3 protein-coding genes are annotated in these 3,200 nt (G+C 32.5%); all 3 read right to left on the bottom strand.

Annotated features, from left to right (window positions below; genetic code table 11):
• Positions 1-102 precede the first annotated feature (102 nt).
• On the bottom strand, positions 103-906 hold the full coding sequence (locus tag MKY30_RS24060) for a rolling circle replication-associated protein (RefSeq protein ID WP_340866211.1): 804 nt from the start codon (positions 904-906) through the stop codon (positions 103-105).
• Positions 907-1,619: 713 nt separating this feature from the next.
• Positions 1,620-2,048 carry a GIY-YIG nuclease family protein gene (locus MKY30_RS24055; RefSeq protein WP_340866208.1) on the bottom strand — a complete coding sequence of 143 codons (429 nt, stop codon included), beginning with the start codon at positions 2,046-2,048 and terminating at the stop codon, positions 1,620-1,622.
• Between the two features lie 457 nt (positions 2,049-2,505).
• The gene (locus MKY30_RS24050) at positions 2,506-3,024 is read right to left on the bottom strand and encodes a DUF3967 domain-containing protein (protein ID WP_341085770.1); all 519 of its coding nucleotides are present in this window, start codon (positions 3,022-3,024) and stop codon (positions 2,506-2,508) included.
• Between the last annotated feature and the right edge of the window lie 176 nt (positions 3,025-3,200).

Genomic DNA, 3,200 nt, shown 5'->3' with positions numbered 1-3,200 from the left:
ATGAGTCGCTTGATGGGTTTGCGACCCCAATTTATGAGTCGTTCTTTGGGATAACGACCCCTTTTTTATTAGTCGCTCAAGGGATTGCGACAATTCTTCTTTCTAATTTTCACTACGTTTTATTTGTTTGTAAGTCATTTTTCCAACATGTTCATTGTTATGCTCAGCTTCAAAAACTACTGCTTTATCATCAATCAGTTGCTTTTCTAATTCAGTAACTTCCTCAGCCGATAAAGCTTTTTCTGTAGGTTTAATTAATCCACGAGACTGAAAAAAAAGCTTTTTATTCTTCTCTTTAGCACTTTTGCCTGTTTTAGGGTCATACCCGTTTTTCATAGCTTGTATGTCTTTCTCTATGTACTTTACGACATAAGCACCAACATTATCAATATCCTCAATCGCATTAATATGCAGTCCGCGTTGTTCTTTTCCGTTCTCCCAAACCTTTAATAAATCATCAAATTTGATAAACGGAAGATTATAAAATAGCACATGGTAATGAATCGATCCACGAGCTTGCCTTTCTACAACACACGTGTATTTTAAACCACTCTGCTTTTTGAAAAGTTTTCGTGATAATCTTTTTATAAACTCACGAAATTCTTTATTAGCAACTTCATGGTCTAGCACATTCTCTTTAAACGTTAACGTCATAAATTTTGGCTTTTCTTTGCCCCATTCGTGGATATTTGCATTTATTGTTCTTCGCAATGTTTGTACTGTTCTTCCAAGTGACCGTCTTAAATTGTCTTTTTCTCTTAAAACTCTCTCTTCTTCTGGCATATTTCCACCTGCTTTTGCTGTATTACTATTTGTTTTTCCTTTAAGCCCGATGGTAATACCTTCCTCATACGAATAAATTTCTGTAATTCTTCCACTGGTAACCACTTTATGATATACTCTCAATAGATGTTTTTCCCCTTTCCATGAATGTTTTTGCCGACAAGCTGGAATGGGGCATTTTTTTTGCCAAAAAACGGAACCTATTAACGTTATCTATAAATCTATCATTTTGTTACTTATGTGTCCATATAAATAAATCAAGTAAAGAAGGAATAAAAAAACGACCTTTTTCAAGGTCATTTTTTATGCTCAAAATCAAAAATAGATTAAAAATAGATTGCTGATAAAATTAATAAAAAATTTACCGGCAGCTGCAGGCTAATTTTTAATTCCAAATGAATCATAAAAGACCACCTCCAAAATCGTATTACTAAAGAATATCGATTTATACTAAGGATCCTTTTATCTTTCCATAACTTTTTTCTATCGAATGAAGTTTGAGGTGGCCTTACACCGTTCAACATAGAGACTTTTCTCCAAGCAAGGTCCGAGTAGTATTTTTTAAGAAGAACACTTAAAAAATCTCCACTCTTTTCTCCTTGCTTTCCGAAATTTTGGCGGTGTAATCATTTCGCCAAGCCGAACATACCCAAAACAAGAACCTAATACATTCGGCTTGCTCTTGCTATTATACCGCCAAAACCATCTGTACTAGAATTTAATAATAGCGTCTCTAACCAATATAAAGTAACAAGAGGGGCTAGCCCCTCTTGGCTTTCGCCAATTCACCCCAGCCTTAACCTCACACCCCAAAACAAGAGGAATAAAAATCATCTTTACAATTTCACATGATAACCACCATAAACATTTCTTTCGCCATATTGTGCTCTCATATTTTCAGTAACATCATTTTCAATTTGTTCCACGTATTCACGACTTGACGTTGATTTAATTACATCTAAAATTTTAATTGGTCTAAATGCTTTTGTAACCTTTGCCCCTACGCCATCATAATGCTGCATAATTCTTTTTCTAGGATTATTCGTAATACCTATATAAATTTTTTCATGTTCTAATTTTAAAACATACAAAAACCAAATATTACGTTGGTTCTTTTTACGCCTTTTAACCATTCTATACAACTGACTTTCAAATTCTATACGCTCTTGTTTTTCTTGATATTCAAGTTCTATTTTTTCTTCTTCATCATCAAAGGAATTACTATAACCCATCATTTCTCTAAATTGTTTTGTTAAATCATCCATGCAAAGTCCTCCTCCATTTTTCTACATCATAAACCATTCCTTAAATCAACAGAGAACGTTTCTAAGACGTTTTAAAAAACATCCTAATAAAATATATAAACAAAAACAAAAACACCTCAGAAGGCCTTATTTGGACTCCTAAGGTATTTTAAGAAAAATAAAAGAACGCTTCAAAAAGTATTCAACAAAAAGATTTTCTCTAAAACAATATATTTACTTGAAAGAGCATAAGAGAATCCGGTGCCACTCTCTTTTAAAGAGTGGCGAAATAGGCTGTGCCTATTGGATTCTAAGAGATTTTCAAGTAAAAAAACAGGTGTCATTTGCTCCTTTTATTTGGATAGTTTATGGATAGTATTTTTAGCTATTTGGATAGTTTATGGATAGCCTTTTAATGCCTTTTGTATAGTTTATGGATAGTCGCATTTTTAAAAAACAAGAAATACTTTTTACCACTTCACCAAAATTTCCACCACTTTTTTTGATTTTTTTCTGTTGCCGCAATTTCTTTTTTTGTATCTAAAATTTTATTTATTGAACTCAAAAATGCCTCATCTCTTTTAGATAATTTTTCATCTATAAACTCTTGTTGCTTTTTTATCTGCTCAAGTAATTCATCATTAAATTTTTCTTGTCTCATCATTTTTTCATTCATTTCTGCTATACGATCATTTAATTCCTGGAGAATTTCTGGAACATAAATACTCACTTGCTCATCATCTTTTGTCATATCAATAGTCATAAATAATCCATCATTCGCAAGAATTTCATCTACAGTTTCACTTGTCTTTCCTTCTGAATACATCTCTCTTATTTTCAAAACAACATCCATACTCGATTGATTAACAAAATAACTTTTATGCTGTTTTTTCAAATAAAGATGATGCCCATGCATCTTTATATATCGCCTAATTGTTTGGTGAGGAATCATAGTTTCCTTTTCTATTTCTGCAACAGTCAGCCATTCTTTCTTCATTTTCTCACCCTCTCACACCACGTATTTATCACGCAATCATACGTAAATAATTCGTGATATGACACAAGCATTCCTTGTTTTTCTCATGAGAAAACTCAATTTAAGTTCATATATGCTCATAAAAAAATCTAGGCCCCTTTACGGTTCCTAGATTTTTCTTTCCTGCCCACATTTTG

The sequence above is a fragment of the Oceanobacillus sp. FSL W8-0428 genome (assembly GCF_038004405.1).
In the GTDB taxonomy this organism is placed as follows: domain Bacteria; phylum Bacillota; class Bacilli; order Bacillales; family Amphibacillaceae; genus Oceanobacillus; species Oceanobacillus sojae.
Note: the sequence above shows the minus strand (reverse complement) of the source record. Positions and strands in the feature narration are given on the sequence as shown.